This window comes from Falsiroseomonas bella, assembly GCF_003173615.1.
In the GTDB taxonomy this organism is placed as follows: domain Bacteria; phylum Pseudomonadota; class Alphaproteobacteria; order Acetobacterales; family Acetobacteraceae; genus Falsiroseomonas; species Falsiroseomonas bella.
Genome location: NZ_QGNA01000003.1, coordinates 668,945 through 694,359 on the forward strand (window position 1 = coordinate 668,945; position 25,415 = coordinate 694,359).

Annotated in this window: 25 protein-coding genes; 18 read left to right on the forward strand and 7 right to left on the reverse strand. The window is 71.9% G+C overall.

Annotated elements, in window-relative coordinates:
* Window positions 1–103 precede the first annotated feature (103 nt).
* Genes DFH01_RS15765 through otnC form a run of 10 tightly spaced genes read left to right on the forward strand, consistent with a single transcriptional unit; the run spans window position 104 to window position 7,970 of the window.
* Window positions 104–1,228 carry a flagellar basal body P-ring protein FlgI gene (locus tag DFH01_RS15765; protein WP_109871392.1) on the forward strand — a complete coding sequence of 375 codons (1,125 nt, stop codon included), beginning with the start codon at window positions 104–106 and terminating at the stop codon, window positions 1,226–1,228.
* Between the two features lie 13 nt (window positions 1,229–1,241).
* Window positions 1,242–1,526, forward strand: a complete 285-nt coding sequence (locus DFH01_RS15770) for a rod-binding protein (RefSeq protein WP_109871393.1) — start codon at window positions 1,242–1,244, stop codon at window positions 1,524–1,526.
* Window positions 1,523–1,918, forward strand: a complete 396-nt coding sequence (locus tag DFH01_RS15775; RefSeq protein WP_109871394.1) for a flagellar export chaperone FlgN — start codon at window positions 1,523–1,525, stop codon at window positions 1,916–1,918. The genes DFH01_RS15770 and DFH01_RS15775 overlap by 4 nt, the downstream gene beginning before the upstream one ends.
* 54 nt (window positions 1,919–1,972) lie before the next feature.
* Window positions 1,973–2,752, forward strand: coding sequence for a RibD family protein (locus tag DFH01_RS15780; RefSeq protein WP_109871395.1), 780 nt, complete (start codon window positions 1,973–1,975; stop codon window positions 2,750–2,752).
* On the forward strand, window positions 2,749–3,726 hold the full coding sequence (locus tag DFH01_RS15785; RefSeq protein WP_109871396.1) for a zinc-dependent alcohol dehydrogenase: 978 nt from the start codon (window positions 2,749–2,751) through the stop codon (window positions 3,724–3,726). The genes DFH01_RS15780 and DFH01_RS15785 overlap by 4 nt, the downstream gene beginning before the upstream one ends.
* A gap of 18 nt (window positions 3,727–3,744) precedes the next feature.
* Window positions 3,745–4,143 carry a 6-pyruvoyl trahydropterin synthase family protein gene (locus DFH01_RS15790; RefSeq protein ID WP_109871397.1) on the forward strand — a complete coding sequence of 133 codons (399 nt, stop codon included), beginning with the start codon at window positions 3,745–3,747 and terminating at the stop codon, window positions 4,141–4,143.
* A gap of 5 nt (window positions 4,144–4,148) precedes the next feature.
* A complete protein-coding gene (locus tag DFH01_RS15795) occupies window positions 4,149–5,183 on the forward strand; it encodes a glycosyltransferase family 4 protein (RefSeq protein WP_109871659.1) in 1,035 nt (344 codons plus the stop codon).
* Window positions 5,184–6,083: a class I SAM-dependent methyltransferase gene (locus DFH01_RS15800; RefSeq protein WP_109871398.1), complete on the forward strand. Its 900-nt coding sequence runs from the start codon at window positions 5,184–5,186 to the stop codon at window positions 6,081–6,083.
* Window positions 6,083–7,342: a 3-oxo-tetronate kinase gene (gene otnK / locus DFH01_RS15805; protein WP_109871399.1), complete on the forward strand. Its 1,260-nt coding sequence runs from the start codon at window positions 6,083–6,085 to the stop codon at window positions 7,340–7,342. The genes DFH01_RS15800 and otnK overlap by 1 nt, the downstream gene beginning before the upstream one ends.
* Complete coding sequence (otnC, locus tag DFH01_RS15810) at window positions 7,335–7,970, forward strand: 3-oxo-tetronate 4-phosphate decarboxylase (protein ID WP_109871400.1); 636 nt, start codon at window positions 7,335–7,337, stop codon at window positions 7,968–7,970. The genes otnK and otnC overlap by 8 nt, the downstream gene beginning before the upstream one ends.
* 71 nt (window positions 7,971–8,041) lie before the next feature.
* Here the strand turns inward: otnC and DFH01_RS15815 are convergent, their stop codons facing one another.
* The 4 genes from DFH01_RS15815 to DFH01_RS15830 all read right to left on the reverse strand — a co-directional run bounded on the left by DFH01_RS15815 (window position 8,042) and on the right by DFH01_RS15830 (window position 12,598).
* A complete protein-coding gene (locus DFH01_RS15815; protein ID WP_109871660.1) occupies window positions 8,042–8,503 on the reverse strand; it encodes a GNAT family N-acetyltransferase in 462 nt (153 codons plus the stop codon).
* A 213-nt stretch (window positions 8,504–8,716) separates the two neighbouring features.
* On the reverse strand, window positions 8,717–9,331 hold the full coding sequence (locus DFH01_RS15820) for a histone H1-like repetitive region-containing protein (RefSeq protein WP_233256130.1): 615 nt from the start codon (window positions 9,329–9,331) through the stop codon (window positions 8,717–8,719).
* A gap of 495 nt (window positions 9,332–9,826) precedes the next feature.
* Window positions 9,827–10,963: a bifunctional 2-methylcitrate synthase/citrate synthase gene (locus tag DFH01_RS15825; RefSeq protein WP_109871401.1), complete on the reverse strand. Its 1,137-nt coding sequence runs from the start codon at window positions 10,961–10,963 to the stop codon at window positions 9,827–9,829.
* Between the two features lie 96 nt (window positions 10,964–11,059).
* Entirely contained in the window at window positions 11,060–12,598 is a 1,539-nt protein-coding gene (locus DFH01_RS15830) for an MmgE/PrpD family protein (RefSeq protein ID WP_109871402.1), read from the reverse strand.
* 177 nt (window positions 12,599–12,775) lie between these two features.
* Between DFH01_RS15830 and DFH01_RS15835 the strand changes: the two genes are divergently transcribed.
* Both DFH01_RS15835 and DFH01_RS15840 read left to right on the forward strand, forming a co-directional pair.
* Window positions 12,776–13,675, forward strand: a complete 900-nt coding sequence (locus DFH01_RS15835; RefSeq protein ID WP_109871403.1) for a LysR family transcriptional regulator — start codon at window positions 12,776–12,778, stop codon at window positions 13,673–13,675.
* Window positions 13,676–13,745: 70 nt separating this feature from the next.
* Window positions 13,746–17,444 carry a Calx-beta domain-containing protein gene (locus tag DFH01_RS15840; RefSeq protein WP_158287781.1) on the forward strand — a complete coding sequence of 1,233 codons (3,699 nt, stop codon included), beginning with the start codon at window positions 13,746–13,748 and terminating at the stop codon, window positions 17,442–17,444.
* A gap of 15 nt (window positions 17,445–17,459) precedes the next feature.
* Here DFH01_RS15840 and DFH01_RS15845 read toward each other — a convergent pair whose 3' ends face one another.
* Window positions 17,460–18,323, reverse strand: a complete 864-nt coding sequence (locus DFH01_RS15845; RefSeq protein WP_109871405.1) for a phosphonopyruvate hydrolase — start codon at window positions 18,321–18,323, stop codon at window positions 17,460–17,462.
* A 110-nt stretch (window positions 18,324–18,433) separates the two neighbouring features.
* Between DFH01_RS15845 and DFH01_RS15850 the strand changes: the two genes are divergently transcribed.
* The 4 genes from DFH01_RS15850 to DFH01_RS15865 all read left to right on the forward strand — a co-directional run bounded on the left by DFH01_RS15850 (window position 18,434) and on the right by DFH01_RS15865 (window position 21,775).
* Complete coding sequence (locus DFH01_RS15850) at window positions 18,434–19,822, forward strand: dihydroorotase (RefSeq protein WP_109871406.1); 1,389 nt, start codon at window positions 18,434–18,436, stop codon at window positions 19,820–19,822.
* Window positions 19,823–19,936: 114 nt separating this feature from the next.
* The gene (locus DFH01_RS15855; RefSeq protein WP_109871407.1) at window positions 19,937–20,506 is read left to right on the forward strand and encodes a carboxymuconolactone decarboxylase family protein; all 570 of its coding nucleotides are present in this window, start codon (window positions 19,937–19,939) and stop codon (window positions 20,504–20,506) included.
* Window positions 20,507–20,636: 130 nt separating this feature from the next.
* A complete protein-coding gene (locus DFH01_RS15860; RefSeq protein ID WP_109871408.1) occupies window positions 20,637–20,831 on the forward strand; it encodes a hypothetical protein in 195 nt (64 codons plus the stop codon).
* Window positions 20,828–21,775: an N-carbamoyl-D-amino-acid hydrolase gene (locus tag DFH01_RS15865; protein WP_199231248.1), complete on the forward strand. Its 948-nt coding sequence runs from the start codon at window positions 20,828–20,830 to the stop codon at window positions 21,773–21,775. Before DFH01_RS15860 ends, DFH01_RS15865 begins: the two co-directional genes overlap by 4 nt.
* Window positions 21,776–21,784: 9 nt before the next feature.
* Here DFH01_RS15865 and DFH01_RS15870 read toward each other — a convergent pair whose 3' ends face one another.
* Both DFH01_RS15870 and DFH01_RS15875 read right to left on the reverse strand, forming a co-directional pair.
* Entirely contained in the window at window positions 21,785–22,663 is an 879-nt protein-coding gene (locus DFH01_RS15870; protein ID WP_109871409.1) for an oxygenase MpaB family protein, read from the reverse strand.
* 69 nt (window positions 22,664–22,732) lie between these two features.
* On the reverse strand, window positions 22,733–23,431 hold the full coding sequence (locus tag DFH01_RS15875) for a hypothetical protein (protein ID WP_109871410.1): 699 nt from the start codon (window positions 23,429–23,431) through the stop codon (window positions 22,733–22,735).
* 161 nt (window positions 23,432–23,592) lie between these two features.
* Between DFH01_RS15875 and DFH01_RS15880 the strand changes: the two genes are divergently transcribed.
* Both DFH01_RS15880 and DFH01_RS15885 read left to right on the forward strand, forming a co-directional pair.
* Complete coding sequence (locus DFH01_RS15880; RefSeq protein ID WP_109871411.1) at window positions 23,593–24,552, forward strand: N-carbamoyl-D-amino-acid hydrolase; 960 nt, start codon at window positions 23,593–23,595, stop codon at window positions 24,550–24,552.
* 96 nt (window positions 24,553–24,648) lie between these two features.
* Window positions 24,649–25,407 (forward strand): SH3 domain-containing protein, encoded by a 759-nt coding sequence (locus DFH01_RS15885; RefSeq protein ID WP_109871412.1) that lies wholly within the window; start codon window positions 24,649–24,651, stop codon window positions 25,405–25,407.
* Window positions 25,408–25,415 lie beyond the last annotated feature (8 nt).

The following is a 25,415-nucleotide window of genomic DNA, read 5'->3' on the forward strand; positions in this document are numbered from 1 at the left end:
CGGCCCCCAGCCCTGGCACGCCGGTTGCCCGGCACCCGGCTGCGGCGCCGATGACGCGCCGTGCGACCTGGAGGGGAGCGTGGCCGAAATTCCTTGCCCGAAGATGAGCGCGCGGCTGCGGCGCATCGCCAGCGCCGCGCTTGGCTGCCTGCTGGCCGCGCTGCCGGCGCTCGTCGCGCCGGCGTCGGCGCAGGTGCGCATCAAGGACATCGCCGATGTCGAGGGCGTGCGCGACAACCAGCTGGTCGGCTACGGGCTGGTGGTGGGGCTGAACGGCACCGGCGACCGGCTGCGCTCGGCGGTCTTCACCCGCCAGTCGCTGATCGGCGTGCTGGAGCGGCTCGGCGTGAACACGCGCGACCAGGAAGCCCGGCTCGACACCAAGAACGTCGCGGCGGTGATGGTGACGGCGAACCTGCCGGCCTTCTCCCGCCCCGGCACGCGGATCGACGTCGCTGTCTCGACGCTTGGCGACGCCACCAACATCACCGGCGGCACGCTGCTGGTCACGCCGCTGCTCGGCGCCGACGGGGAGGTCTATGCCGTGGCGCAGGGCACCGTCGCCACGGGTGCGATCGCGGCGCGCGGCGCGGCGGGCAGCGTCACCCGTGGCGTGCCCACGGCGGGCCGCATCTCCTCCGGCGCGGTGGTGGAGCGCGAGGTCGCCTTCCGCTTCGCCCAGGGCGACCGCATCCGGCTTTCGCTGCGCAACCCGGACCTGACGACGGCGCGGCGCATCGCCGCCGCGATCAACCGCTTCGGCGGCAGCGGCATGGCTGTGGCGACCGACCCGCGCACCGTCTCGCTCAACATCGGCGGGCGCGACGCCGTCGGCCTGCTGGCGGAGATCGAGCAGCTGCGCGTGCAGCCCGACCAGGTGGCGCGCGTGGTGATCGAGGAAGCCTCCGGCACCATCGTCATGGGGGCGAATGTCCGCATCAGCACGGTTGCGATCGCGCAGGGCAACCTGACCATCCGCATCACGGAGACGCCGCAGGTGGTGCAGCCCAATGCGCTCGCCCAGGGCCAGACGGCGGTGGTGCCGCGCACCAACATCGAGGTGGACGACCAGGCCGAGCGCCGCATGGGCATCCTGCGCGGCACGGTCACGCTGGACGACCTGGTGCGGGGGATGAACAGCCTCGGCGTCGGGCCGCGCGACCTGATCACGATCCTGCAGACCATCAAGGCCGCCGGCGCGCTGCAGGCGGAACTCGAAGTGAGATGAGGGAGACGGAGCCATGACCGCGCTGAATGCCCTGAGCCAGTCGCCGCCGGCGGCGCATGGCACGCTGCGACGCCTCTCGCAGGAATTCGAGGCACAGGCCGTCTCGGCCATGTTCCAGCCGGTCTTTGCCGCGCTGCCGACCGACGGCCCCTTCGGCGGCGGCCAGGCGGAGGCGCAGTGGCGGCCCATGCTGGTGGACGCGATCGCCCGCGACATCGCCCGCACCGGCGGCTTCGGCATCGGCGATGCCGTGTTCCGCGAATTGCTGCGGGCCCAGGAAGGAGGACGAAGCGCATGATGGACGCCGTGATGCAGGCCGCGCAGCGCCTGATGGAGGCGCTGCGCGCCGAGAACGAGGCCCTCGCCCGGCTCGACCTCGCCGCGGCGGGCGAGCTCGCCGGCGGCAAGCGCCAGGCGGCGGACGCCTTCGCCGCCGCTTTCGCCGCCGCGCAGAAGCTCGGCACGCGGGCGGAGGGCGGGGAGCGCGCGCGCGCCGAGGAGGTCGCAGCGCGGCTGCGCGACCTGACGGCGGAGAACCGCCGGCTGCTCGAACGCGCCATCGCGCTGCAGTCGCGCGTGATCGAGACCATCGCCGGCGCGGCGCGACCGCCCGGCCCCGGCACCTATGGTGCGCGCGGCCGCATGAAGGAGGGGCGCGGCGCCGCGGTCTCGGTGCTGTCGCGGGCGTGAGGCGCCAGACCTGCGATTGCCGAGGGCGCGCCGCTTCGGCATAGCTGCGGCCGCATGGCCGATCACCCTCAGCAGGACCAGGACTGGGCCGCGCTGCTCGCGGCGCGGGATGGCGCGCCCGTACCGGCGACGCCGCTCGGCGACCTGTTCGGGCCGGTGCTCGCCGCGCCCACCGCGGCGGATGGCTGCCGTGTGATCGGTCGGCTCGCGCAGACCCTCGATGGGCGCATCGCCACGGCGGGCGGTGCCTCGCAATGGATCGGCGGCGCGGGCGACATCCTGCACACGCACCGGCTGCGCGCGCTGTGCGACGTGGTGCTGGTCGGCGCCGGCACGGTGCGGCACGACGATCCGCGGCTGACCACGCGCGACGTGGCGGGGCCCAATCCCGTGCGCGTGATCCTCGATCCCGCGCGCCGGCTGCCGGCGACGCATGGCGTCTTTCGGGACGGCGCGGCGCCGACGCTCCTGGTGGCGGCGACCGATGGTCCGCCCTCGCATGGCCAGGCGGAGGTGCTGCGCATCCCGCGCGCCGGCGAAGGGCTGGACCTGCCGGCGCTGCTGCGCGCGCTGGCCGCGCGAGGGCTGCGGCGGATCTTCGTGGAAGGCGGCGGGCAGACCGTGTCGGGTTTCCTCGCGGCGGGGCTGCTCGACCGGCTGCATGTGACGATCGCGCCGGTGATCCTCGGCTCCGGCATTCCCGCCTTCAGCCTGCCCGAGGCGACGCGCATCGCCGACGGGCTGCGCTTCGCCTGGCGGATCTGGCCGATCGGCGATGACATACTCTGCGACGCGGCGCTGGACCGCGCGCGGCCGAAGGTCTGCGCGGCATGAAGGCGCGCGCCTTCTGGACGGTCGCGCCTGGGCGCGGGGAGATCCGCGAGGCGGAGCTCGCCGCCCCGGCCGCCGACCAGGCGCTGGTTGTCACGCGCGCGAGCGGCATCTCGCGCGGGACCGAGCGCCTCGTCTTCACCGGCCGCGTGCCGGAAAGCCAGTGGGGCGCGATGGGCGCGCCGCTGATGCAGGGCGGCTTCCCCTTCCCCGTCTCCTACGGCTACGCGGCGGTCGGCCTCGTGCAGGAGGGCCCGTCCGCGTTGCGCGGCCGCCGCGTCTTCTGCCTGCATCCGCACCACGACGCCTTCCTCGCGCCCGCCGCCATGTGCATCCCGGTCCCCGACACGGTGCCGGACAGGCGTGCCGTGCTGGCGGCCAACATGGAAACCGCCGTCAACGTGCTGTGGGATGCGCGCCCACTGGTCGGCGAGCGTGCGCTGGTGATCGGCGCGGGCGTGGTCGGGCTGCTGGTGGCCTTCCTGCTGGCGCGCGTGCCGGGCCTCGACCTCGTCGTCTGCGACCTCGATGCCTCGCGCCGCGATCTGGTCGAGCGCTTCGGCGCCCGCTTCTGCGCGCCGCAGGATGCGCCGGGCGAGCGCGACCTGGTGGTGCATGCCTCGGCCAGCGCCGAGGGGCTGCGCCTCGCACTCACGCGCTGCGGCTTCGAGGGGCGGATCGTCGAGGCCTCCTGGTTCGGCGACCGCGCCGTGGAACTGCCGCTCGGCGAGGCCTTCCACGCGAAGCGCCTGTCGCTGGTCTCGACGCAGGTCGGCGCGGTGGCGCCGGCGATGCGCGGGCACCGCACGCATGGGGAGCGGATGGCGCTCGCGCTGTCGCTGCTGGCCGATGACCGCCTGGACGCGCTGCTCGGGCCGGAGATCCCCTTCGCCGAATTGCCGGCGCGGATCGGGTCGGTGCTGTTGCCGGATGCCGGCGCGCCCCAACCTCTCTGTCCCGTCGTCACCTATATATAGAGTGAGAGAGCGCCTGCGATGTTCAGCCTGACCGTCGTCGACCACATCATGATTGCGCACAGCTTCCGCGGCGAGGCCTTCGGCCCGGCGCAGCGGCTGCACGGCGCGACCTTCGTCGTCGAAGCCGAGTTCTGTGCGCCGAAGCTCGACGACCTGCACCTGCTGATCGACATCGGCCTGGCGAAGGACGTGCTGCGCGCGGTGCTCGCCCCGATCGACTATCGCAACCTGGATGCCGAGCCGGTCTTCGCCGGCAAGAACACCACCACCGAGTATCTCTGCCTGCACATCCAGCAGGAGCTCGCCAGCGCCTGCCGCGACGGGCGGCTCGGCGATGGCGGCAAGGCGGTGACCGGCATCAAGGTGCTGCTGCGCGAGAGCCATATCGCCTGGGCGGCCTTCGAAGGGCCTGTTTGAACGACATGGATATTGCCCTGCTCGTCCCCGGGCCGTTCGACACGATTTCGGGGGGCTACATCTATGACCGCCGGCTGGTCGAGGGCCTGCGCGGCCTCGGCCATGCGGTGCAGGTGGTGGAACTGCCCGGCTGCCACCCGCTGCCGGACGCCGCAGCGACGGAGGGCGCGCGCGCCGCGCTCGCCGCAATCCCGGCCTCGACGCGGATCATCGTCGACGGCCTCGGCCTGCCCGCCTTCGCGCCCTTCGCCGAGGAACTCGCCGCACGCCGCGCCGTCGGCCTGATCCACCACCCGACCGCGCTCGAGCACGGCAATCCCGGCGAGGTCCGCGACGCGCTGCGCGCCGCCGAGCAGGCGCTGTTCCCGCGCATGGCGCGCCTCGTCGCCACCAGCCCGCTCACCGCGCGGCGGCTGGAGCCGGAATTCGGCGTGGACCCGGCGCGCATCGGCGTGGTCGAGCCCGGCACCGATCCCGCCGCGCGCAGCGCAGGCTCGCGCGGGGGCTGCGCGATCCTCTCGGTCGGCAGCCTGATCCCGCGCAAGGGCCATGACGTGCTGATGCGCGCGCTGGCCACGCTCTCCGACCTGGACTGGCGCCTGACCATCGCCGGCGGCGCGCGCGACCCGGTGTACGCGCACGGCCTGTCTGCCTTGGCCGAGGAACTCGGCATCGCGCAGCGCGTGACCTTCGCCGGCGAGGTGGACGGCCCGGCACTGGCGGCGCTGTGGCAGGGCACGGACCTCTTCGCGCTGGCCAGCCATTGGGAAGGCTACGGCATGGCCGTGGCCGAGGCGCTGGCGCGCGGCGTGCCGGTCGCCGTCACCGCCGGCGGCGCGCTGGCGGAGCTCGTGCCGGTCGAGGCCGGCGTGGTCTCGCCGCCCGGCGACGTGGTCTCGCTCGGCAAGGCGATGCGCCGCGCCATCTTCGACACGGCGCTGCGCGCGGAGATGGCGGAGGCCGCCTGGCAGGCCGGGCAGCGCCTGCCACGCTGGGCCGACCGCGCGACCGCCTTCGCCGCCGAGCTGGAGAAGGCCTGAATGCCCGAGGAATTCGACGGCGACTGGCTCGACCTGCGCGAGCCCTTCGACGCGGCCGCGCGCGACCCTGGCCTTGCGGCGCAACTCTCGCAGGCACTGCCGGCACGGCCGCGCATTCTCGATCTCGGTGCCGGCACCGGCGCGCTGCTGCGCTGGCTCGGGCACTTCATCGGCCGCGCCCAGGCCTGGACGCTAGTGGACGCCGATGCCGCGCTGATCGAACGCGCCTTCGACACCATCGCGGAGCGCGCGGAGAATGCCGGCTGGGGCGTGACCTTCCCGGGACGGAAGACGCTGCTGGTGCACAGCCCGCGCGGCGCATGGCGCGTGGAAGGGCTGGTCGCCGATCTGCGGGAAGCGCCGGACAACCTGCCGCTGCATGCAGTGGACGCGGTGGTGAACACCGCGCTCTGCGACCTGGTCAGCCACGGCTGGATCGAACGCATGGCGGCCGTCTGCGCCGCGCGCGGCCTGCCCTTCTATGCCGCGCTGAACGTCACGGGCCGCGAGCGCTTCTCCCCCCCGCATCGGGAGGACGCGCTGGTCGCCCGTGGCTTCGCCCGCGACCAGGCGCGCGACAAGGGCTTTGGCGGCATCGCGCTGGGCGCGCAGGCGCCGGAGGCGATCGCGGAGGCCTTCGCGGCGCAGGGCTATGCCGTGCTGCGCGCACCCTCCGACTGGTCGGTGCGCACGCGGCCGCTCAACCCCGTCGCGACGCGCTTCGCGGAGGAACTGGTGGGCGGCATGGCCGCGGCCGCCGGCCAGCATGAGCGGCGCGGCCGCCTCGCTCTGCGCGACTGGGCGCGGCTGCGCATGGAGCAGGCGGCGGATGGCCGGCTCGGCTTCCGCATCGGCCACGCCGACATGCTATGCCTACCGCCTGGGAAGGACACTGCCTGATGGCTCTTCTGCTCGGCTGCGTCGCGGACGACTTCACCGGCGCGACGGACCTCGCCTCCATGCTGGTGCGCAACGGCATGACCTGCGTGCAGGTGATTGGCGTGCCCACCGGTCCCTTGCCCGAGGCCGACGCCGTGGTGATCGCGCTGAAGTCCCGCACCGCGCCGGTTGCGCAGGCGGTGGCGGAGAGTGTCGCGGCGGCCGAGGCGCTGCTGGCCGCAGGCGCGAAGCAGCTCTTCTTCAAATACTGCTCGACCTTCGACAGCACGGACGACGGCAACATCGGCCCGGTGGCGGATGCGCTGCTGAAGCGGCTCGGCGCCGGCTTCGCCATCGCCTGCCCGGCCTTCCCGGCCAATGGCCGCAGCATCTACCAGGGGCACCTCTTCGTGGGATCGCGCCTGCTGAACGAGAGCGGGATGGAGAACCACCCCCTCACCCCGATGAAGGATGCCGATCTCGTGCGCGTGCTGTCGCGCCAGACCGATGGCGGCGTCGGCCTCGTGCCCTTCGCCGTGGTCGAGCAGGGCGCGGCGGCGATCCGGCAGGCGATGACGAAGCTGGCGGAAGGCGGGCGACGCTACGCGATCGTGGATGCCGTCAGCGACGCGCATCTGCACGCGATCGGTGAGGCCTGCGCCAGCCATGCGCTGGTCACCGGCGGCTCGGGCGTCGCGATGGGCCTGCCCGGGAATTTCCGGCGCGCCGGCCTGCTGCCGGAGCGCAGCGACGCCGCGGCCTTGCCGAAGGCGGAGGGGCTCTGCGCGGTCGTCGCGGGGTCCTGCTCCCGCGCCACGCTCGGGCAGATCGGGCTCGCGCGCGATCACGTGCCGGTTCTCGAGCTCGATGCGCTCGCCACGCCCGATGCGCAGGCGCTGGCACGGCAGGCGCTGGACTGGGTCGAGGGCAGGCTCGCCGCCGACCGGCCCGTGGTGATCGCAGCGAGCGCGCCGCCCGAGAAGGTGGCCGCGCTGCAGCAGAAGCTGGGACGCGACGCCGCAGGCACGCTGGTGGAGGAAGCGCTGGCGGCCGTCGCGAAAGGGCTGGTCGCACGCGGCGTGAAGCGGCTGGTGGTGGCGGGCGGCGAGACTTCCGGCGCGGTGGTGCAGCGGCTCGGCGTCACGTCGCTGCGCATCGGCGCCGAGATCGATCCGGGCGTGCCCTGGACGTTTGCGGAACCGGTGGGGATTCACCTGGCGCTCAAGAGCGGCAATTTCGGCGCGCGCGACTTCTTCCTCAAGGCCTTCACCCATGGATGAGCGCGCCCTCCGCGAGGAACTGGCGGTGCTCGGGAAGTCGCTGTTCGACCGCGGCTACTCGGTCGGCACGGCCGGCAACGTCAGCGTTCGCCTGCCGGACGGCTACCTGATGACGCCGACCAATTCCTGCCTCGGACGGCTGGATCCGGCGCGGATCAGCAAGCTGGCGCCGGACTGGTCGCATATCACGGGCGACAAGCCGAGCAAGGAGGTGTTCCTGCATCGCGCCGTGCTGACGGCGCGGCCGGAGGCGGGTGCCGTCGTGCATCTCCACTCGACCTACGCCACGGCGATCTCCTGTCTGGCTCCCGAAGGCGGCGACGCGGAGGTGCCGCCGCTGACACCCTATTTCGTCATGCGCATCGGCCGCCGCCTCCCCTGCGTGCCCTATTACCGCCCGGGCGACGGCGCGATGGAACCGGCGGTGTTCGAGGCGGCGAAGGTCGCGAAGGCGCTGCTGCTGGCGAACCATGGCCCTGTGGTGAGCGGCGCCACGCTGCGCGACGCGGTGTACGCCGCCGAGGAGCTGGAGGAGGCCGCGCGGCTGGCGCTGCTGCTGCGCAACGTACCCGGCGTGCGGCGGCTGACGCCGGCGCAGGTGGACGACCTGCTGCAGACCTTCGGGTAAGGCCACGCCACGCGTCCCATCGGTGCGCGGCCCCCACCCCGACCCTCCCCCGCATGCGGGGGAGGAAGACGTCAGAGCGAGGCGGCGGGATCAAGGCGGATGACGTAGCTGCGCCAGTCGGCGCGGGCTGCGATGCGCTCATAGAGGGCGATGGCGGCGATGTCGCCCTCGGGCACGATCCAGCGCAGATGGCTCCAGCCCCGCGAGCGGCCGAGCGCGCAGCATTCCGCGATCAGGGCGCGCGCGATGCCCTGGCCACGCGCCGCCGGCAGGACGAACAGGTCGTCGAGCTGGCCGCAGCAGCGTGCGAAGACGATCTCCGGCAGATCGAAGAGCACGGCGAAGCCGAGCGCCGCGCCATCGCGCTCCGCCACCATCACCTCGGCCGCCGGATGCGCCGCGAGGAGCGCGGCCTGGTCTTCCGGCGCAGCCACGGCGGCACCGGCGAGCGCCTCCCGCATCTCCGCGGCATAGGCCGCAAGGAGCGGTGCAAGCGCGCCGCGCTCAGCGCGCGGCAAGGGACGGATCAACATGCCAGGAAGATAGGATGCGGCCCGGCGGCCCGCGAAGCGGGCCGAGCGCGCGAATGCGCGCCGCACACCAACCGACAATGCCACCAGCGCGCCTGTGGCCTGCGCGCAAGCCAAGCCGGCGGAAGCCGGCGCCGGCGCTTCAGGCACCCCATAAACGCGCGAAGGGCGCCACCCTTGCGGATGGCGCCCCCTACGCCGGGATCGGCGGTTGGATCAGGATGCGTTGTCGGCCGACGGCGCGGCGGCAGCGGCGGCAGCGGCGGCGCGCTTCGCGGCGCGGGTCGCGGCGGCCTTCTTCGCGGCCTCCGAACGGGCGGAGGTCGCCTTCTTCGGCGCCGCCTTGCGGGCGGTCGTCTTCTTCGCCGCCGCCTTCTTCGGCGCGGCCTTGCGAGCGGTCGTCTTCTTCGCCGCCGCCTTCTTCGGCGCCGCCTTGCGGGCGGTCGTCTTCTTCGCCGCCGCCTTCTTCGGCGCCGCCTTGCGGGCGGTCGTCTTCTTCGCCGCCGCCTTCTTCGGCGCCGCCTTGCGGGCGGTCGTCTTCTTCGCCGCCGCCTTCTTCGGCGCGGCCTTCTTCGCCGCCGGCTTCCGGGCGGTCTTCTTCGTGGCGGCCATCGCCATCGCCTGGGCGCGGGGCTCGGCTTCGGTCTCGGTGGTCTCGACGATATCGGTCATTCTGTCAGGTCCTTCGTGTGTGACGCGGTGATGTTCCGAAGGCGGGGCACACGCGCGGAAACGGGGCGCGGCGTCCGCCGAGGCAGTCGGGGTGGCGTCGTCACGGCCGGCGCGGATCCCGTATCGCGCCAGACCGCGGCATGCGCCGTCCACTCCCACGCAGGCGCCGGGGACGACGCGCGCCGCGCTGCATGGCGCCTGGCGCGTGTTCCGGCATCTCTCCCGCCGGGCGCTGGCGCGCGGGGCGCGCTGTCCGGCGGTGCGGAGAAGGATGTGCGTTGGATGCCAACCTCCCCCCCGAGCCTGCGGTCCATGGACCGATCCTTCCTGCCGCGCGCCGCGCCGACGTGTCGCTTGCCTTCCTTCGATCGCTGCGTCGTGGAGTGTGCCGACGTCGCCGCTTCGATCTTCGGCGCGCGAATCGCGTCAAGCGCGTGCGTGCGAATCAGACGTGCGGCATTCGCGCGCAACGTGTCAAACGGAATCGCATCGCGATGCACGATGACGCGCATGATTTTCGTCGCGACGACTCTGCGTACTGCGTCGTGGTGTCGTCGGGCGTCGTCGGAGAGCGGAAGACGGCGGTGCTGCGAAGCGTCGCGACGCACCTGCCGAGGTGCCGCGCCGGCATCCGCCGGCGCGGCGCGCGAAGCGTCAGCCGCGGCTGCCGATCGGCTTCACCGGACGCTGCGCTTCTCCGGTGTACTGGGAGAGCGGGCGGATCAGCCGGTTGTCCGCCGCCTGCTCGAACACATGCGCCGCCCAGCCGGTGATGCGGGAGCAGACGAAGATCGGCGTGAACATCGGGATGTCGAAGCCCATCAGGTAGTACGCGGGGCCGGCCGGGAAATCGAGGTTCGGATGGATCTTCTTCTCCCGCAGCATGATCTCCGCCAGCACGCGGGAGGTCTCCATCCAGCGCCGGTCGCCCACCACCTCCGCCATCTTCTCGGCGTATTTCTTCATGGTCGGCACGCGGCTGTCGCCGCTCTTGTAGACGCGGTGGCCGAAGCCCATCACCAGCGCCTTGTGGTCGAACTTGCCGTGGATCCACTCCCCGGCCTTATCCGGCCCGCCGATCTCCTTCAGCATGTGCATCACCGCCTCGTTGGCGCCGCCATGCAGCGGGCCCTTTAGCGCGGCGATCGCCGCCGTGATGGCTCCGTGCATGTCCGCCCCGGTCGAGGTCACCGTCCGCGCCGTGAAGGTGGAGGCGTTGAAGGTGTGCTCGGCGTAGAGGATCATCGAGACGTCGAAGGACTTGATGACCTCCGGCTGCGGCACCTTCCCGAAGACCAGGTGGAAGAAGTTCTCGCAGAAGGGCAGCGAGGGGTCCGGCGCGATCGGCTCCAGCCCCTTGGACAGGCGGTTGGTCGCGGCCACCGCGGTCGGCAGCTTGGCCAGCAGCCGCATCGCCTTGCGCCGCTGCGCCGCGTCCGAGACGTCGCCCGCCTCCGGGTCCTCGGTCCCCATGAAGGAGACGGCGGTGCGCACCGCGTCCATCGGGTGCGCGTCCTTCGGGATGGCGCGCAGGACGGAAAGCAGCGCCGGGGAGATCGCCCGGTTGGCCCGCTCCTCCTTCTGGAAGGCGGCGAGCTGGGCGGCGGTCGGCAGTTCGCCGTGCCAGAGCAGGTAGGCGACCTCCTCGAAGTTGCTCTCCTCGCAGAGGTCCTGCACGGCATAGCCGCGATAGGTGAGGCTGTTGGTCTCCGGCATCACCTTGGAGACGGCGGAGACGTCGGCATAGACGCCGACCAGGCCCTTGTAGATGGTGGGTTCTGCTTCGCTCATGACTGGTTCACTCCCCAGATGTGCAGGGACAACGGCCCGAGGGTGCGCTGCCCCCACCCCGACCCTCCCCCGCGCGCGGGGGAGGGAGTGGATCGTTCAGAAGATGCCCGGCTTGGACTCCAGCAGCGTGCCGGCCGGCAGCGCGACGTTCAGCACGTGCAGCTCGCCCGCCGGGATGCGGGCCAGGTCCTGCACGTCGGCCAGGAAGCGGTTGGCCTCCCGCGTCGTGATGATGCCTTCGGTCAGCGTGCGGAACTTCTGGATGTACTGATCCCGGGCGAAGGGCCGCGCGCCGTTCGGGTGGGCGTTGGCCACGCCAAGCTCGTCCACGATCTTCGTCCCGTCGTTGAACTCGATCTCCACCCGGCCGCCAAAGGAGAGCTCGTCCGGATCGCGGGAGTGGTACTTCCGGGTCCACTCCGCGTCCTCGCGCGTCTCGATCTTGTGCCAGAGGCGGACGGTGTCCGCCCGCTGCGCCCGCTTCGGCGCGTAGCTGTCCACGTGGTGCCAGCGCCCGTCCTGCAGGGCGACGGCGAAGATGTACATGATCGAGTGGTCCAGCGTCTCCCGGCTGGCCTTGGGGTCCATCTTCTGCGGGTCGTTGGCCCCGGTGCCGATCACGTAGTGGGTGTGGTGGGAGGTGTGGATGGTGATCCGCTTGATCGCCTCCCAGTCCTTGATCTGCTCCCGCATGCGGAAGGCCAGGTCGATCAACGCCTGGGACTGGTACTCGGCCGAGTGCTCCTTGGTGTAGCTGTCGAGGATGGCGCGCTTCGGCTCGCCCGGCGCCGGCAGCGGCACCTCGTAGTAGACCGGGTCGTAGACCGTCTTGCGGCCCTTGCTGTCGGCCTGCGTCCGGCCGGACAGCACCCAGGCGATCACGCTGTCCTCGCCTTCATAGATCGGCGAGGGCGCGCCTTCGCCGCGCATGCAGCGGTCCACCGCCTCCACCGCGAGCTTGCCGGCATGGGCGGGGGCATAGGCCTTCCAGCTGCTGATCTCGCCCTTCCGGCTCTGGCGGAAGCTGATCGAGGTGTGCAGCGCCTGCTGGATGGACTGGAAGATCACCTCCTGCTTCAGGCCGAGCAGCGTGCCGATGCCGGCCGCGGCCGCAGGGCAGAGATGGGCGATGTGGTCCACCTTGTGCTCATGCAGGCAGATCGCGCGCACCAGGTCGATATGCAGCTCATAGGAGGTCGCCAGGCCGCGGATCAGGTCCCGGCCTGACTTGCCCATCGTCTGCGCCACCGCCAGCACGGGCGGGATGTTGTCGCCGGGGTGGGAGTAGTCCGCGGCCAGGAAGGTGTCGTGGAAGTCGAGCTCGCGCACCGCCGTGCCGTTCGCCCAGGCCGCCCATTCGGGGCTGACGGTCGTCGCCGACTTCACGCCGAACACCGTGCCCCCGCCCTTGCGCGGATGACCCAGCGCCATGCCGCGCGCCGAGACGACCGGGCGGCGGTTGATCGCGGCGATGGCGACGGAGGCGTTGTCGATGATCCGGTTGATGATCATCGCCTGGACGTCCTTCTCCACCGCGACCTTGTCGGTGGCGACGGCGGCCATCTTCCAGGCCAGCTGGTCCTCTCGCTTCAGCAGCGCCTTCGAGGGGTGGACCTTCACGGGATGCTTCTGCACGTCTGTCCTCATCCTTGCCGTGTGGAACTCTACGCGCCGTTTTGCGCCCGCTTCGCGTGATCGTCCATTCCGATTGGACAAGAGCGGCGATATGGATTTCGTATCGCGCCGACGCTAAAGCGTGTGCGCAGGGTTGAGGCAGGCCAGGCGCACAACAAGACGCCACACGGATCTGCCATGGATTTTCGCCTCGTCCGCCGCCTCGGGCATTTTCTCGCCGTCGCCGAGGAAGGGCATTTCGGCCGCGCCGCCGCGCGGCTCGGCATCTCGCAGCCGCCGCTGACCGCGCAGATCCAGGCGCTGGAACGCGAGCTCGGCGTGAAGCTGCTGGAGCGCACCGGCAAGGGCGCGCGCCCGACGCGGGAGGGCGAGGCGCTGATCCCGCTCGCGCGCCGTCTCGCCGAAGGCGCGGGAGAGCTCGAGGCGCTGGCGCGAGAGCTCCGCGCCGGCCGCGCCGCGCCGGTCGCGATCGCCTGCGTCACCTCCGCGCTATTCGACTACCTGCCGCCGCTGGTCCGCGCGCTGCAGGCGGCGCGCCCGGACGCGGCGGTCTCGGTGCGGGAGCTCGACACGACCGATGCGGTGGAGGCGCTGCGGCGCGGCGAGGTCGACCTCGCCTTGCTGCGGCTGGATCGTGACCGCCCGCCGGTGAAGCTGCGCGCCCTCGGCCGCGACGTGCTGGCGGCCGCACTGCCGAGCGGCCATCCGCTGGCCGAGAGCAGCGCGCCGCTGCCGCTCGGCCAGCTTGCCGACGAGCCGATGCTGGTGCTGCCCCGCGGCATCAGCCCCGCCTATTCGGATGCGATGGTCACCGCTTGCCGCGAGGCCGGCTTCACGCCGCGCGTCGTGCGGGAGGTGGGCAGCGCGATGGCGCAGCTCGGCTTCGTCGCAGCCGGGCTCGGCATCGCGCTGGTCAGCGCGGGCATGGCGCGGCTGCGCCCGCCGGGCGTGGCGTTCCGCGAGCTGGAAGGACCGATCCATGCTGTGGGCGTGGCGCTGGCCTGGAATGCCGAGCGCGAGAGCGAGGCGACGCGCCTGGCGCTCGATTTCGCGGAGATGCTCTTTCCGGGCGGGTGAGTCTTTCCGAGACGTTGCCGATCTGCTACGAAATCGTAACCCCAATCAGCCCGCGAGATAGAGTGTGAGCGTGCGCGACCCGCTCTGGTCCGTGCTGAACGCGACCAGTCTGCGCCTCAGCCTCGCCTGGCAGAGCCAGGACGGCGTGATCGCCTTGCAGCCCGACACCGAGATCGGGATCGGCGACCGTTCCGCGCTGCTGTTCCAGGCGATCGACGCCACCGAGACGCGCGACATCCTCGGCGTCGATCTGACGGCGGGCAATCTCTACTATTTCTGGGTCGCGGCGGCGTGGCAGCCGGTCATCGAGATCTTCGACGCCGAGGGCTACCGCCTCCTCTCGCTCGACGGCGACGACATCGGCTTCCCGGACCTCGTCGGCGAGGACTCGATCCTGTTCTTCGCGCCCGAGGTCAGCGGGCGCCATCACCTGCGCATCGGCTTCGTCGATCCGGCCCGGAAGGGCGACTACGTGGTCGAGGCCTGGGAGGATGTCGGCGCCAACTTCGTCAATGACCTCGAACCGGTGGTCAGCCAGGTCTCGATCGAGGCGACGGATGCGGTGAAGCGGGAAGGCGCGGCCGGCACCGCCACCACCTTCACCTTCACCCTCCGCCGCACCGGCGACCTCTCCACCCAGCAGGATGTGCTGTGGTTCGCCGCCGCCGCAGGGACCAGCCCGGCCGCGCGCTCCGACTTCGTGGACCCGGATTCGCTCGCCGAGCGCGTCACCTTCGCGCCGGGCGAGAGCGTGAAGACCATCGCGATCCAGGTCGCCGGCGACGACCTCGTCGAGGCGGACGAGACCTTCGAGGTCCGGCTCGCCTTCCCTTCCGCGGGGCTCGGCGTCGGCCAGGGCGTGGCGGTTGGCCGCATCCTCACCGACGAGATGGCGATCGCCTTCTCTCCGGCGAGCCTCGCGATCGCGGAGGGCCAGTCCGGCGCCACACCCGTGACGGTGACCGTGACGCGCAGCGGCGACCTTGCCGCCTGGAGCGGCTTCTGGACCGTGGAGGGTCATGGCGACCGCCCGGTGGACGCCGCGGATTTCGTGGGCGGTTCGCTGCCGCTCGGCGTCCTCTCCTTCGCGGCGGGGCAGGTCACGGCGGAGATCAGCTTCTCCATCCAGGGCGACCTGACGCCGGAATTCGACGAGGGCTTCCTGCTGCGCGTGGCCGAGCCTCCGTCCGGAACAGCCTTCGGTCGCACCGAGCGCCGCGTCTTCACCACCACCGGCACCGTGCTCGACGACGACAGCCGGATCGGCATCACGCGCATCAGCCCCTCGACCCCGGAGGGCACCGGCGAGGGCTGGCTGCAGGCCTTCTTCGTTCATCGCGTCGCGCCGGCGGGCTCGACGCACAGCGTGGCTTGGCGGGTGGAGGGCCTCGGCAGCACGCCGGCGACGGGCGCCGATTTCGCGGGCGGCGTGCTGCCCTCCGGCATCCTGACCTTCGCGCCGGGCGAGACGGTGAAGACCATCGAGTTCCGCCTGGCCGGCGACAGCCTCGTGGAGCCGCTCGAGGAATTCCTGGTCCGCCTCAGCGATCCCTCGCCCGGCATCACGCTCGATGCCGCCTCGGTGGCTGCCGCGATCCTGGACGATGACGGCGCGGTGCGGGTGGAGGCGCTGGCCGACCAGATGGAGGAAGGCTCCGGCCCGGCGAGCGCGCTGCGCTTCCGGGTCAGCCGCACCGACACCGCGGACACCCAGACGGTGGATTGGGCGATCCTCGGCGGCGGCGCCAACCCGGTGGACGATGCCGATTTCGTGGGCGGCGTGCTGCCGTCCGGACGGATCACCTTCGCGCCCGGAGAGGCGGTGCGGCTGGTCTCGGTCCTGCTCGCCGGCGATTCCGTGCTGGAGGCGGCCGAGACGGCCCAGATCGCGCTTTCCGCCCCCTTCGGCGGCGTGCGCTTCGCGACGACCACGGCGGAGACGACGATCCTCGACGACGACGCCGAGGTGCTGTTCGGCCGCGACGGCATCGCAGGAAACGAGGGCGATGCCGGAACCACGGGCATCCTCGTCCGCCTCGAACGTCATGGGCATCTGGACCGGGAGGTCGCGATCCCTTGGACGGTGACGCCGGCCGGGCCGAACGGGCAGCGCGCGGAGGCGAACGACTTCGCGGGCGGTGTGCTGCCCTCCGGCACGGCGCTTTTCGCGCCCGGCGCGACGAGCACGAGCTTCACGATCCCCGTCGCCGGCGACACGCTGCCGGAGGCAACGGAATGGTTCAACGTCACGCTCGGCCGGGTGCACGGCATCGTGCTGCCCGAGCGCGCGCAGACCGGCTTGATCTACAATGACGAGCCCCGCATCGCGATGGCCTACAGTCCGACCCATGTGCGGGAGGGCGACGGGGGCACCACCGCCATCGACTTCGTCATCCGGCGCAGCGACGATCTCTCCGGAACCGACAGCGTCGGCTGGCGCGTGACCAGCGGCGTGTCCGGCGTGGAGGCGAAGGCCTCGGCGCGGGATTTTGCCGGCGGCGTCTTCCCCTCCGGCCAGGTCACCTTCGCGCCGGGCGAAGCCGAGAAGGTCGTGACCGTCCGGGTTGTCGGCGACCGGCTTGTGGAGCCGGACCTGGAGTATTTCGCCTTCGAGCTCCACACGCCCTCCGCCGGCGTCTCGCTCGGCCTCGCCCAGGCCAGCGGGGCGATCATCAACGACGATGCGCTGGTGACCGTGACCCCTGCCCAGCCGCGCATCGCCGAGGGCACGGGCCTGGCGACGCCGATCAGCTTCACCGCGACGCGCAGCGGCGACATCTCCGTCGCGCATTCGCTCGCCTGGTCGGTGCGGCCCGCCGGCACAAGCCCGGTGGACGCGCAGGATTTCGTCGGCCGCGCCCTGCCATCCGGCCGCCTCGACTTCGCCCCTGGCGAGACGGTGCGGACCATCGCCTTCAGTGTCGTCGGCGACCGGCTCTTCGAGACCGACGAGACCTTCGCGCTGCGGCTGACGCCAACCTCCCCGGGATTGAGCGTCGCCGCCGCGACTCTGCAGGGCACGATCCTCAACGACGACACGCGGGTCTCCGTCGCGATCGATGCGGCCGTGCAGGCCGAGGGGCAGCCTGGCGGCACAACGCCCTTCACCTTCACCCTGACGCGCAGCGGCCCGCTCGACCTGGCGCAGAGCGTCGGCTGGTCCGTGGCGCCGACGGGGACCAGCCGCGCGGTCGCCAGCGACTTCCTGGGCGGAGTCCTGCCCTCCGGCACGGTCGCCTTCGCGGCCGGCGAGGCTGAGAAGACTGTCACGCTGCGCGTGCTGGGCGATGCGCTGATCGAGCCGGACGAATCCTTCGTGCTGCGCCTGCACAGCCCGACGGAGAGCCTGCAACTCGGCACCGCGACCGCCACGGCCACCATCCGCAACGACGACGCCTCCATCACCGCGGCCATCGCCGCGCCGGCGCTGCCGGAAGGCGGGCCGGGCGCCGGCGCGGTCTTCACGGTGGCGCTGACCCGCAGCGGCGATCTGTCGGTCACCCATGACCTCGCCTGGTCGGTCGCGCCGACCGGCGCCGCCCGCGCGACCCAGCGGGACTTTGCCGGCAACGTCCTGCCCGGCGGCAGCCTGAGTTTCGCTCCGGGCGTCACCACGCAGGACCTGACGATCGCCGTGCAGGGCGACCTGCTGCCCGAGCCCGAGGAGACCTTCGTGCTGCGTCTCTCCTCGCCCTCGGCCGGCGTCGCCGTCGCGACCCCGAGCCTGCTCGGCACCATCCTGAACGACGACGGGGTGTGGCCGGGCTGAGCCGCGCGGCCGCGCTCAGCGCAGGAAGCGCGCCTCGATCGCCCGCATCCGGTCGTCGCCCTGCAGGGCGAACACGTCGGCCACGCTGGCGATGCGTCCCTCCACACCCGCGATGCCGCCTTCGGCCAGGATGCGGGCGAAGGTCTCGCGCATCGCGCCGACCGCGGCGCGGATGGCGTGGTTGCCGCAGATGATCAGCCCGACCTTGCCCAGCGCCGCCACCTCCGCGAAGGAGAGCTGCGGGTAGGAAGTCGGCACCAGCACCAGCGGCACGCGCCCCGTCCAGGCGCGGCAGAAGGCGAGGATCTCGTCGGGCGTCTTCTGCTTGGAATGGATCAGCACCGCATCCGCCCCGGCCTCGGCATAGGCCTCGCCGCGTCGCAGCGCCTCCGCCTGGCCGAGGCCGGCGATCAACGCCTCCGTCCGCGCGATCACCAGCGGGCCGTCCGGCACGCGCGCCGCTGCGATCTTGCCCTGGAACTCCTCGACGCGGACCAGCTCCTGCCGCCCGCCGGGGCGCAGGCTGGAATCCTTGGGGAAGGTCTTGTCCTCCATCACCACCGCCGCGACGCCGGCCGCGGCGTAGCGCGGCACGAGGTAGGCGACCGAGACGGCGTTGCCGCCGCCGGTGTCGATGTCGGCCACCACCGGCGCATCCTGCACCTCGATCATGGCGCGCATCGCGGCCAGGTGCGTCTCCCAGGAGAGGATCGAGGCATCCGGCACCGCATGCGCGGCCGAGAGCTCGAAGCCGCTGCCCCAGATCGCGTCGAACCCCGCCTCGGCCGCCAGCTTCGCGGAGAGCGGGTTGTGCGCGGACATCGCGATGGCCGGGCGATCGGGCGTGAGGCGGGCGCGGAGGCGGGCGGCGGCGTTCATGCGGCGATGCTCGCGCCGCGCGGGGTCGGCAGCAAGACGACGGCGGGAAGGTTCCACGCGCGGCGCCCTGGGGCTAGCCTGCCGCCGACCAACGCCACCGAGAGGCCCGCATGACCGACGCCGCCCCCTTCGACCTCGTCGTCACCGGCGACGTGGTGCTGTCTGACCGCGTGATCCAGGGCGGCTATGTCGCGGTGCGGGGCGAGACCATCGCGGCGATCGGCGCCGGCGCGCCGCCGCCGGCGAAGCGCCTGGCCGATTTCTCCGGCAAGGTGATCATGCCGGGCCTGGTGGACGGGCACATGCACACCTCGTCCAGCACCGGATGGCCGGGGATCGAGGGCGCGACCATGTCGGCCGCGGCCGGCGGCGTCACCACGGTCTGCGACATGCCCTATGACGTGCCCAACCCGGTGACGACGGCGGCAATCTTCGCCGACAAGGTCGAGCATGTGCACCGCCTGTCGCATGTGGACATGGCGCTCTACGGCACGATCAAGAAATCCGGCGGGCTCGAGGACATCGCCGCCATCGCGGAGGCCGGGGCGAGCGCCTTCAAGGTCTCCACCTATGAATACGACGCGCACCGCTTCCCGCGCATCGACCACCCGACCATGCTCTCGGCCTTCGCGGAGATCGCCAAGACCGGGCTGATGGTCGCGGTCCACAACGAGGACCAGGAGCTGGTGGTGAAGCTGACCGAGGCCGCCAAGGCCGCGGGCAACACCTCCCCCATCTGGCACTGCCGCACCCGCCCGCCGATCACCGAGACGATGGCCGACCTCGAGATCTTCGAGATGGCGCTGGAGACGGGCGCGCATGTCCACATCGCGCATTCCTCCCTGGCGCGCGGCTTCGAGCTGGCGCGGATCTACCGCGGCCAGGGTGCGAAGACCTCGGGCGAGGCCTGCATCCAGTACCTGTGCATGACGGAGGAGGACATCGTCCGCCTGCAGGGCTTCGGGAAGTGCAACCCGCCCTTCCGAACCGCGGCCGAGGTGGAGCGGATGTGGGGCGCGGTGCGGGAGGGGATCGTCTCCTACGTCTCGACCGACCATGCCCCCTGGCCGAAGCCGAAGAAGGAGTATCACGGCGACATCTTCGCCGTGGGCGCCGGGCTGACCGGCCTGCAGAGCTACGCGCCGCTGATGTACACCCTGCTGGCGGAGCGCGGCCTGCCGCCGACCGTCATGGCCCGCCTCTGCTCCGAGGAGCCGGCGCGCTACCATGGGCTCGACCCGAAGAAGGGCGGCATCCGCCTCGGCGCGGACGCCGATTTCTGCATCCTGGAGACGGGCGACTTCGTCTTCGACGAGCGCATCATCCAGGACCGCGAGGATGCGCGCTGGTCGCCCTATCACGGCCGCCCGATGAAGGCCCGCGTCGCCTCCGCCTGGCTGCGCGGCAGCGAGATCTGGGACGGCGCGGCGGTGAAGGCGAAGCCCGGCACCGGCCGCTTCGTGCCGCGGCAGCACAAGCGCTCCGCGCTTGAGTCATGATGGCGCCCTCAAGCGCCGGGCGCCGCCTCCGGCGGCTTGGCTCGCGGCACTTGCCGCGGCCGCCATTCGGCGGCTCGCCCCGCGCAGGACGCGGGGCGCAAAGGAGCACCATCGATGCCTGATCCGCGCATCCCGCCCCTGCCCCGCGCCGCCATGCCGGAGCGTTGGCGGAAGGTGGCGGAGACCGCAGACCAGGTGCGCGGCGAGGCCACGCTGATCGAGGTGCTGGCCCAGGCGCCGGAACTGCTGGGCTGGTACTATGACGGCTTCTACGCCGAGGTCTTCTTCAAGGGGCGCGTCGAGCGCCGGATCAAGGAGATCCTGCGTCTCAAGCTCTCCACCCTGCATGGCTGCGCCTTCTGCAACCGCGGCAACACGAAGTCCGCACTCGAGGCCGGCGTGACCGAGGCGCAGGTCGCGGCAATGTGGGAGACCGACAGCCCCGCCTTCGACGCGAAGGAACGCGCGGTGCTGCGCCTGGCGGAGCAGATGGCGCTGCCCAACATGCGCGGCGAGGTCACGCCTGCGCTCGCCGCCGAACTCCGGCACTTCTTCTCGGAGGCCGAGATGGTGGAGCTGGCGATGGTGGCCGCGGTGCTGACGGGCATGGCGAAGATGCTCTTCGTCTTCGACCTGGTGAGCCGCGAGGCGACCTGCCCGATCGGGCCGCAGGCGGCGGGCTGACGCGCCGGGCGGCCGGCGCTACACCCCCCGCATGGCTTCCGAACGCCCGCAGCACCAGCGCTGGATCAAGCGCCCTCCGCGCCCCTCACGCGGCGGGCCGGAACGTGCACCCGCGCGGCAGAAGCCGGGCATGACGCAGTTCGTCCTTGCGATGCTGGTGGGCATCGGCACCGGGCTGCTTGGCGCGATGCTCGGACCGTCTCTGGCACCGAACACGCCGGGGATGGGCGGGCTGTTTGCCGGCGTCGGCCTCGCCGGCGGCTTCATCGCGGTGTGGCGCAGCATCGGCGGCACGCGCCAGGACATCAGGGACCTGTTTCGATGACCCGCAAGCTGATCCTCGCCGGCGCCCAGATGGGCCCGATCCAGCGCGCCGACAGCCGCGCCGCGACGCTCGCGCGCATGATCGCGCTGCTGGAGCAGGCGGCGGTGCAGGGCGCGAAGCTGGTGGTCTTCCCGGAACTCGCCTTCACCACCTTCTTTCCGCGATGGCCGATGGAGCGGAACGATCCGGAACTGCTCGGCAGCTTCGAGACGGCGATGCCGAACCCGCAGGTGCAGAAGCTGTTCGACCGCGCGCGCGAACTCGGCGTCGGCTTCTATGTCGGCTATGCCGAGCTCACCCCCGACGGGCACCGCTTCAACAGTGCGATCACGGTCGGGCCGGACGGCGCGATCCTGTTCAAGTACCGCAAGGTCCACCTGCCCGGCAGCGACCATGTGAAGGCGGGCCAGAAGTACCAGCAGCTCGAGAAGATGTATTTCGAGTATGGCGACCTCGGCTTCCCCGTGGCGCGCGGGCCTGAGGCATGGGGCCGGCCGGTGCTCGGCATGCTGGTCTGCAACGACCGCCGCTGGCCGGAGGGCTGGCGCTGCCTCGGCCTGCAGGGCGTGGAGCTGGTGATGGTGGGCTACAACTCCGCCGCCTACGACCCGAATGGCGGCGAGAGCGAGAGCGCGGAGCTGCGCACCTTCCACTCCACGCTCGCGGCGCAGTCCAACGCCTACATGAACGCGACCTGGGCCTGCGCGGTCGCGAAGGCGGGCAACGAGGACGGCGCGGGGCTGATCGGCGGGTCCTGCATCGTGGACCCGAACGGCGTGGTGGTGGCACAGGCAAATACGCTCGGCGACGAGCTGATCCTTGCCGAGGTGGATTTCGACGCCTGCCGGCAGGGCAAGGAAAAAATGTTCAACTTTGCCCAGCACCGCCGGCCGCAGCATTATCGGCGCATCGTGGAGCAGGTGGGCGCAACGCCGCCGGCGTGATCGCCCGCCTCAGGTAAAGGCCCAGCGCAGCGTCCGCGCGACGCCGAGCGTGCCGGCGCGCACCAGCGGGCGCGCCAGCATGGGCGTGTCGAGCCCATGCATCCGCCGCGCCCAGTCGGGCAGCAGGTCCACACCGGCCTGCGCCGTCAGCGCCTCCACCGGCGTCGAGAGCGGATGGCCGCTGCGATGCGTCAGCAGCAGCCGGCAGATTTCGCGCGTGCGATCGTCCACCCGGAGGTCGCCCCGCGTCGCGTGCATCAGGCGTCGTGCCTCCAGCCGCGACCGCGGCACCGGATCGGCGCCGAGCGCGGTGCCGATGGTGGCCATCTCGGCGAAATAGCGGTCCTGGTCCGCCGCCGGCATGCCCGGCTCGGCATAGCGGATCCAGCCGGCGAGGAAGCTCGTCGCCTCCGTCACATGCACCCAGGCGAGCAGCGCGGGATCGTTCGCCGCATAGGGCGTGCCATCGGGCAGGGTGCCGCGCACATGATCATGGATCCGGCGCACGCGAGTGATCGCCGCCTCGGCCTCCTCCCGCCCGGCATAGGTGGTCTGCGCGATGAAGCGCGCCGTCCGCCGCAGGCGGCCATGCATGTCGTGGCGGAAGCGCGAATGGTCCCAGACGCCCGCCAGCACGCCGGGATGCAGCATCTGCAGCAGCAGCGCCGCGACGCCCCCGACCATCATCGCCGTGACGTCGCCATGCACCCGCCAGGCGACGGCGGCCGGGCCGAACAGGCCATCGGGCTGGCGCCGCACCGGCTGCTCGCCGCGGCTGCGGTCGTTGAACAGCGCGACGACCTGCCGCGCGATCGCGTCCTTCACCGCGCCGGCGGCGCCGGCGACGAGATCGGGTGCGGGACGGGCGACGCGCTTCGGATACGGCATGGCCAGTCACATCTCGTGTGCCGGCGGCGTCGGGCAAGCCGTCGCCGGCGGGGCTTGCCGCGGCCCGGCTCAGAACCGCCGACGATACCCGAGCTGCAGGACGTTCGACCCCTCCCACACGCCGTTGAACAGCCCGAACATGCCGCTGCGGTGCGCATAGCGCAGCACCAGCTCGTCCTGCGGACGGTGCGGCAGGCCGACGGCGATCTCCGGCGAGAAGTAGTGCAGGAACCTGGAGGTGTGCGGCTCGGGGTATTGCGGCGTGCCGGTCTCCACTTCCGGCAGGGTGTTCAGCCAGTTGATGCCGGTGGAGAGGCCGAAGCTGGTGTAGAGCCGGTCGCGCCAGGGAAAGCCGTCGTAGCGGAGATAGAAGGCGTACCAGGCTTCGGGCGAGTTGGTCTGCCCGGAGCGGTAGCCGGCACCCAGCTCGAAATCCACGGCGAAGTCCGTCCAGACGCGCAGAAGGCGGCGGCTGTAGGAAGCGCCGTAGAAGGTGTCGCCGCCCCAATCGTAGTTCCAGGGCTGGATGGCGATCTGGCGCAGATAGCCGTCCTCGGCCACCGAGCCGATCCAGACGGTGAGGCCGTTGCGCAGGCTGTCCCGCGCGATGCGGGCATCCCCCGCCGGCAGGCCGCCCCACCAGTTCGGCACGGTGGCGGCCAAGGGTGCCGGCGAGGCCGGGGCCGGCTGTGCGCCGGCCGGCGGCGCGGCGGCCGCCAGGGCAAGCGCGCAGGCAATCGGGCGCACCGCCAGGGACAGAAGCTGCAAGGCGATGCATCCCGTTTCGAGGGGTGATCGCGTACCCACCGACCGGCGCATCGGCAAGCCTGTGCACGGACGGAACCTTGTCCGGTTCGGGCGGATCCGCCCCGCTTGACCCGCCCCGCCACGGCCTGGATCGTCGCCGCCTTGCCGCCAGGAGCAACCGCATGTCCCGCCGCCTCGTCGTCGCCGCCGCCCAGATGGGCCCGATCCAGAAGGCCGAGGGGCGCGAGGTGGCGGTCGCGCGCATGGTCGCGCTGATGGAGAAGGCGGCGCGGCGCGGCGCGGAGGTGGTGGTCTTTCCCGAACTGGCGCTGACCACCTTCTTCCCCCGCTGGTACCACGAGGACCTGGCCGAGGCCGATCATTGGTACGAGCACGCCATGCCGTCCAACGCCACGGCGCCGCTCTTCGACGCGGCGAAGCGGCTCAACCTCGGCTTCCACCTGGGCTACGCCGAGAAGACGCCGGACGGGCATCGCTACAACACCGCGATCTACGTCCATCCCTCGGGCGGCATCGCGCTGAAATACCGCAAGGTCCACCTGCCCGGTCACGCGGAGTACGACCCCGTGCGCAAGGTGCAGCACCTGGAGAAGCGCTATTTCGAGCCGGGCGACCTCGGCTTCCCCGTGGTGCGCGCGCCGGTCGGCGGCGCGGGGCCGGTGAACATCGGCATGATGATCTGCAACGACCGCCGCTGGCCGGAAGCCTGGCGCGTGCTCGGCCTGCAGCAGGTGGAACTGGTCATGCTCGGCTACAACACGCCCAGCCTGAACATGGAGAACCGTGGCTTCGAGGCGCATCACCTGCGCGTCGCCCACAGCCATCTCTCGATCCAGGCCGGGTGCTACCAGAATGCCTGCTTCGGCGTCGGCGTGGCCAAGGCCGGCACGGAGGACGGGCACGAGCTGTTCGGCCATTCCATCATCGTGAACCCGCAGGGCGAGATCATGGCCCAGGCGACGAGCTGGGAGGACGAGGTCATCACGGCCGATTGCGACCTCGGCATGTGCGAGCTCGGGCGCACCACCATCTTCAACTTCGCCCGGCATCGCCGGCCCGAGCACTACACCCGCATCACCAGCCAGATCGGCAGCGAATCGCCGCCGGTCTGGAACCCGTGACGCCGCCGGGGTAGAGGGGCGCCGGCGCCATCCTTCCGGTCGCGCCTCTCCCCCGACCCTCCCCGCAGACGGGCGGGCGATTCCACAGGATCACCGATGACGGCACCCTCCCCCTACCCCGTGCTGTACCGCGTCGCCGCCGCGACCGAGCTCCGCGAAGGGCCGGGGCCGGAGCACAAGGCGCTGCGAGCCCTGCCGGTGGACCAGACCCTGACCCTGGTCGGCCAGCCCGGCCAGGCCTGGCTGGAGGTGGAGGCGCCGCAGGGCAATCGCGGCTTCGCCCCCGCCGGGCTGCTGCGTCGCCAGGTGGCCGGCGCCAAGCCGCCGCAGCAGGTGACGGAGATGTTCCCGTGGCGGAACGTGGAGCGGGTGAACCGCGATCCGAAGATGCTGCACCCCGCCTTCCGCAACCGCGCGCTGCGCACCGTCGCGCGGCTGAACGCGGAGGGCATCCCCTTCGGCATCTACGAAGGCCTGCGCGGTCCCTGGCGGCAGAACCACCTCTATGCCTCAGGCCGCACCCGGCCGGGCCGCATCCTGACGCCCGTCCAGGCCTGGGACAGCCTGCACCAGTTCGGCCTCGCCGCCGATTTCGTGCTCGCGCTGGAAGGCCGCTGGTCCTGGGACGACGACGAGGCGCATGCGCCGATGTGGGACCGGCTGGAGGCCGTCGGCGCCGATGAGGGCCTGGTCTCCCGCCCCGGCGAGCGGCCGCATCTGCAGTTGGCGGATGTCAGCGTCGCCGACCTGAAGGCCGGCAAGCTGCCGCCCAACACCGACGCAGCCTGGACGACCGCCTTCACCTGGATGGTGGAGAGCTGGGACGGCAAGCCAGGCGCCCCGAAGCTGCGCTGAAGGCCGCA